Origin of the sequence: Neisseria elongata subsp. elongata (assembly GCF_900113545.1) — a bacterium.
GTDB lineage: Bacteria > Pseudomonadota > Gammaproteobacteria > Burkholderiales > Neisseriaceae > Neisseria > Neisseria elongata.
This window is the reverse complement of the sequence record NZ_FOPS01000021.1, coordinates 1-6,000: the sequence shown is the minus strand read 5'-3', so window position 1 is coordinate 6,000 and position 6,000 is coordinate 1. Positions and strand designations below refer to the sequence as shown.

Genomic DNA, 6,000 nt, shown 5'->3' with positions numbered 1-6,000 from the left:
TGCTCTTTAACAAACAGATTACCGATAAGTGTGAGTGCTTAGGCCTCACACTGTTTAGAAGACAGACAAGATGATGTTTTGAACATTATTCTGTCGGTTTCTTTGAAGCAGACCAGAAGTTATAAGTTAGAGATTGAACATAAGAGTTTGATCCTGGCTCAGATTGAACGCTGGCGGCATGCTTTACACATGCAAGTCGGACGGCAGCGGGGTAGTGCTTGCACTACTGCCGGCGAGTGGCGAACGGGTGAGTAATATATTGGAACGTACCGAGTAATGGGGGATAACCAATCGAAAGATTGGCTAATACCGCATACGCTCTGAGGAGGAAAGCAGGGGACCTTCGGGCCTTGCGTTATTCGAGCGGCCAATATCTGATTAGCTAGTTGGTGGGGTAAAGGCCTACCAAGGCGATGATCAGTAGCGGGTCTGAGAGGATGATCCGCCACACTGGGACTGAGACACGGCCCAGACTCCTACGGGAGGCAGCAGTGGGGAATTTTGGACAATGGGCGCAAGCCTGATCCAGCCATGCCGCGTGTCTGAAGAAGGCCTTCGGGTTGTAAAGGACTTTTGTTAGGGAAGAAAAAGGAGCGGTTAATACCCGTTTCTGCTGACGGTACCTAAAGAATAAGCACCGGCTAACTACGTGCCAGCAGCCGCGGTAATACGTAGGGTGCGAGCGTTAATCGGAATTACTGGGCGTAAAGCGAGCGCAGACGGTTACTTAAGCAGGATGTGAAATCCCCGGGCTCAACCTGGGAACTGCGTTCTGAACTGGGTAGCTAGAGTATGTCAGAGGGGGGTAGAATTCCACGTGTAGCAGTGAAATGCGTAGAGATGTGGAGGAATACCGATGGCGAAGGCAGCCCCCTGGGATAATACTGACGTTCATGCTCGAAAGCGTGGGTAGCAAACAGGATTAGATACCCTGGTAGTCCACGCCCTAAACGATGTCGATTAGCTGTTGGGCAGCTTGACTGCTTAGTAGCGTAGCTAACGCGTGAAATCGACCGCCTGGGGAGTACGGTCGCAAGATTAAAACTCAAAGGAATTGACGGGGACCCGCACAAGCGGTGGATGATGTGGATTAATTCGATGCAACGCGAAGAACCTTACCTGGTCTTGACATGTACGGAACCTTTCAGAGACGGAAGGGTGCCTTCGGGAGCCGTAACACAGGTGCTGCATGGCTGTCGTCAGCTCGTGTCGTGAGATGTTGGGTTAAGTCCCGCAACGAGCGCAACCCTTGTCATTAGTTGCCATCATTCAGTTGGGCACTCTAATGAGACTGCCGGTGACAAACCGGAGGAAGGTGGGGATGACGTCAAGTCCTCATGGCCCTTATGACCAGGGCTTCACACGTCATACAATGGTCGGTACAAAGGGTAGCCAAGCCGCGAGGCGGAGCCAATCTCATAAAACCGATCGTAGTCCGGATTGCACTCTGCAACTCGAGTGCATGAAGTCGGAATCGCTAGTAATCGCAGGTCAGCATACTGCGGTGAATACGTTCCCGGGTCTTGTACACACCGCCCGTCACACCATGGGAGTGGGGGATACCAGAAGTAGGTAGGGTAACCGCAAGGAGCCCGCTTACCACGGTATGCTTCATGACTGGGGTGAAGTCGTAACAAGGTAGCCGTAGGGGAACCTGCGGCTGGATCACCTCCTTTCTAGAGAAAAGGGGTTTAGGTACTCACACTTATCGGTAATCGAAGATGCAGCACAAAGGGTTTGTAGCTCAGGTGGTTAGAGCACACGCTTGATAAGCGTGGGGTCGTAGGTTCAAGTCCTACCAGACCCACCATGCAGACCGCAAGGCAAAGAAGGCTGATTAGGCCGGAGGCCGAGGTACTGGGGGCATAGCTCAGTTGGTAGAGCACCTGCTTTGCAAGCAGGGGGTCATCGGTTCGATCCCGTTTGCCTCCACCAAATAATTTACAAATTAAAACAGGTTGTATGAGAGTACAGCTTCTTTTAATTTGCAAAGTAAATAGCAATGTTGAATGCATCGATCTTTAACAAATTGGAAAGCCGAAATCAACAAACAAAGACAATGTGTCTGTTTTTGATAATTGACCGATCACAAACGGTGAATTGTCTCCTAAATAGGAAAAGAAAAACAGGTACAGTATTTGGGTGATGATTGTATCGACTTAATCCCGAAAGACAAAAGGCGGGATTAAGACACAACAAGCAGTAAGCTTTATCAGAGTAGGAAATTCAAGTCTGATATTCTAGTCAACGGAATACCAGGCAAAGTCAGAGAAGTTCTTGAAATGATAGAGTCAAGTGAATAAGTGCATCAGGTGGATGCCTTGGCGATGATAGGCGACGAAGGACGTGTAAGCCTGCGAAAAGCGTGGGGGAGCTGGCAATAAAGCTATGATCCCGCGATGTCCGAATGGGGAAACCCACTGCATTCTGTGCAGTATCCTAAGTTGAATACATAGACTTAGAGAAGCGAACCCGGAGAACTGAACCATCTAAGTACCCGGAGGAAAAGAAATCAACCGAGATTCCGCAAGTAGTGGCGAGCGAACGCGGAGGAGCCTGTACGTAATAGCTGTTGAGATAGAAGAACAAGCTGGGAAGCTTGACCATAGTGGGTGATAGTCCTGTATTCGAAATCTCAATAGTGGTACTAAGCGTACGAAAAGTAGGGCGGGACACGTGAAATCCTGTCTGAATATGGGGGGACCATCCTCCAAGGCTAAATACTCATCATCGACCGATAGTGAACCAGTACCGTGAGGGAAAGGCGAAAAGAACCCCGGGAGGGGAGTGAAATAGAACCTGAAACCTGATGCATACAAACAGTGGGAGCGCCTTTATGGTGTGACTGCGTACCTTTTGTATAATGGGTCAACGACTTACATTCAGTAGCGAGCTTAACCGGATAGGGGAGGCGTAGGGAAACCGAGTCTTAATAGGGCGATGAGTTGCTGGGTGTAGACCCGAAACCGAGTGATCTATCCATGGCCAGGTTGAAGGTGCCGTAACAGGTACTGGAGGACCGAACCCACGCATGTTGCAAAATGCGGGGATGAGCTGTGGATAGGGGTGAAAGGCTAAACAAACTCGGAGATAGCTGGTTCTCCCCGAAAACTATTTAGGTAGTGCCTCGAGCAAGACACTGATGGGGGTAAAGCACTGTTATGGCTAGGGGGTTATTGCAACTTACCAACCCATGGCAAACTCAGAATACCATCAAGTGGTTCCTCGGGAGACAGACAGCGGGTGCTAACGTCCGTTGTCAAGAGGGAAACAACCCAGACCGCCAGCTAAGGTCCCAAATGATAGATTAAGTGGTAAACGAAGTGGGAAGGCCCAGACAGCCAGGATGTTGGCTTAGAAGCAGCCATCATTTAAAGAAAGCGTAATAGCTCACTGGTCGAGTCGTCCTGCGCGGAAGATGTAACGGGGCTCAAATCTATAACCGAAGCTGCGGATGCTAGTTTACTGGCATGGTAGGGGAGCGTTCTGTAGGCCGATGAAGGTGCATTGTAAAGTGTGCTGGAGGTATCAGAAGTGCGAATGTTGACATGAGTAGCGATAAAGCGGGTGAAAAGCCCGCTCGCCGAAAGCCCAAGGTTTCCTACGCAACGTTCATCGGCGTAGGGTGAGTCGGCCCCTAAGGCGAGGCAGAAATGCGTAGTCGATGGGAAACAGGTTAATATTCCTGTACTTGATTCAAATGCGATGTGGGGACGGAGAAGGTTAGGTTAGCAAGCTGTTGGAATAGCTTGTTTAAGCCGGTAGGTGGAAGACTTAGGCAAATCCGGGTCTTCTTAACACCGAGAAGTGACGACGAATGTCTACGGACATGAAGTAACCGATACCACGCTTCCAGGAAAAGCCACTAAGCTTCAGTTTGAATCGAACCGTACCGCAAACCGACACAGGTGGGCAGGATGAGAATTCTAAGGCGCTTGAGAGAACTCGGGAGAAGGAACTCGGCAAATTGATACCGTAACTTCGGGAGAAGGTATGCCCTCTAAGGTTAAGGACTTGCTCCGTAAGCCCTGGAGGGTCGCAGAGAATAGGTGGCTGCGACTGTTTATTAAAAACACAGCACTCTGCTAACACGAAAGTGGACGTATAGGGTGTGACGCCTGCCCGGTGCTGGAAGGTTAATTGAAGATGTGAGAGCATCGGATCGAAGCCCCAGTAAACGGCGGCCGTAACTATAACGGTCCTAAGGTAGCGAAATTCCTTGTCGGGTAAGTTCCGACCCGCACGAATGGCGTAACGATGGCCACACTGTCTCCTCCCGAGACTCAGCGAAGTTGAAGTGGTTGTGAAGATGCAATCTACCCGCTGCTAGACGGAAAGACCCCGTGAACCTTTACTGTAGCTTTGCATTGGACTTTGAAGTCACTTGTGTAGGATAGGTGGGAGGCTTAGAAGCAGAGACGCCAGTCTCTGTGGAGCCGTCCTTGAAATACCACCCTGGTGTCTTTGAGGTTCTAACCCAGACCCGTAATCCGGGTCGGGGACCGTGCATGGTAGGCAGTTTGACTGGGGCGGTCTCCTCCCAAAGAGTAACGGAGGAGTTCGAAGGTTACCTAGGTCCGGTCGGAAATCGGACTGATAGTGCAATGGCAAAAGGTAGCTTAACTGCGAGACCGACAAGTCGAGCAGGTGCGAAAGCAGGACATAGTGATCCGGTGGTTCTGTATGGAAGGGCCATCGCTCAACGGATAAAAGGTACTCCGGGGATAACAGGCTGATTCCGCCCAAGAGTTCATATCGACGGCGGAGTTTGGCACCTCGATGTCGGCTCATCACATCCTGGGGCTGTAGTCGGTCCCAAGGGTATGGCTGTTCGCCATTTAAAGTGGTACGTGAGCTGGGTTTAAAACGTCGTGAGACAGTTTGGTCCCTATCTGCAGTGGGCGTTGGAAGTTTGACGGGGGCTGCTCCTAGTACGAGAGGACCGGAGTGGACGAACCTCTGGTGTACCGGTTGTCACGCCAGTGGCATTGCCGGGTAGCTAAGTTCGGAAGAGATAAGCGCTGAAAGCATCTAAGCGCGAAACTCGCCTGAAGATGAGACTTCCCTTGCGGTTTAACCGCACTAAAGAGTCGTTCGAGACCAGGACGTTGATAGGTGGGGTGTGGAAGCGCGGTAACGTGTGAAGCTAACCCATACTAATTGCTCGTGAGGCTTGACTCTATCATTTGAAGAACTTCAAATATAAAGGCTTACTGACTGATTCAGTCATTACCTATCATTGATTATCGGCTTTACCGATTTGTACAGTTTACGTTTGGCGGCCATAGCGAGTTGGTCCCACGCCTTCCCATCCCGAACAGGACCGTGAAACGACTCAGCGCCGATGATAGTGTGGTTCTTCCATGCGAAAGTAGGTCACTGCCAAACACTTATTTCGAAGCCCTGATGATTTATTCGTCAGGGCTTCTCTCTTTCATACGTGTTTTTTGCCCTATCTAATATAGACAGGTTGCTGAAGAAGGTTATGACGGTTTGATTCTTCGGATGGGAATTTGTTTCGGTGGTGTGGCCAATGTGTTGCCAGGTATTTGTTTTTTATTTATGATTCGGCATTATCTTGCAATTTTGGCTGGATAATTAGGTGTGATTTGGCGTTTGATTCAAGAAAGGAGCAGGTATGAAAAAGGCTTTGTTCGGTTTGTTGTCTTATGCGGTTACGGCTTTGGCTTTGGCGGCCGTCAATATCAATACGGCCACGGTTGAGGAGTTGAAGGCTTTGCCCGGGATCGGTCCGGCAAAGGCTCAGGCAATTGTGGATTACCGCAAGGAAAACGGTCATTTCAAATCGGTGGAGGATTTGAAGAAGGTGAAGGGTATCGGTGAGGGTATCTTCGGTAAGTTGAAGGATGAGGCAACGGTCGGTACTGCTGCGCCGGCTAAAACGGCCAAACCCGCAGCAGTGAAACCTGCCGCTCAACCCGCAGCAGGGAAAAATGCGGCTAAGTAGGGATGGCCGATTCGCTTCGGAAGAAAGGCCGC

Annotated in this window: 1 protein-coding gene, 2 tRNA genes and 3 rRNA genes; all 6 read left to right on the top strand. The window is 50.3% G+C overall.

Going from position 1 to position 6,000, the window contains the following annotated elements; genetic code table 11:
• Positions 1 to 135 precede the first annotated feature (135 nt).
• The 6 genes from BM261_RS11985 (at position 136) to BM261_RS11960 (ending at position 5,968) form a co-directional block, all read left to right on the top strand.
• Positions 136 to 1,676 (top strand): 16S ribosomal RNA (locus BM261_RS11985).
• A gap of 57 nt (positions 1,677 to 1,733) precedes the next feature.
• Positions 1,734 to 1,810, top strand: a tRNA-Ile gene (locus tag BM261_RS11980).
• Between the two features lie 49 nt (positions 1,811 to 1,859).
• Positions 1,860 to 1,935: transfer RNA gene (locus BM261_RS11975), tRNA-Ala, on the top strand.
• Positions 1,936 to 2,289: 354 nt separating this feature from the next.
• Positions 2,290 to 5,181, top strand: a 23S ribosomal RNA gene (locus tag BM261_RS11970).
• A gap of 93 nt (positions 5,182 to 5,274) precedes the next feature.
• A 5S ribosomal RNA gene (rrf, locus tag BM261_RS11965) occupies positions 5,275 to 5,388 on the top strand.
• Together the 16S, 23S and 5S rRNA genes with 2 tRNA genes alongside form the textbook arrangement of a ribosomal RNA operon.
• Positions 5,389 to 5,638: 250 nt before the next feature.
• The gene (locus BM261_RS11960; RefSeq protein WP_074898583.1) at positions 5,639 to 5,968 is read left to right on the top strand and encodes a ComEA family DNA-binding protein; all 330 of its coding nucleotides are present in this window, start codon (positions 5,639 to 5,641) and stop codon (positions 5,966 to 5,968) included.
• Positions 5,969 to 6,000: the final 32 nt, after the last annotated feature.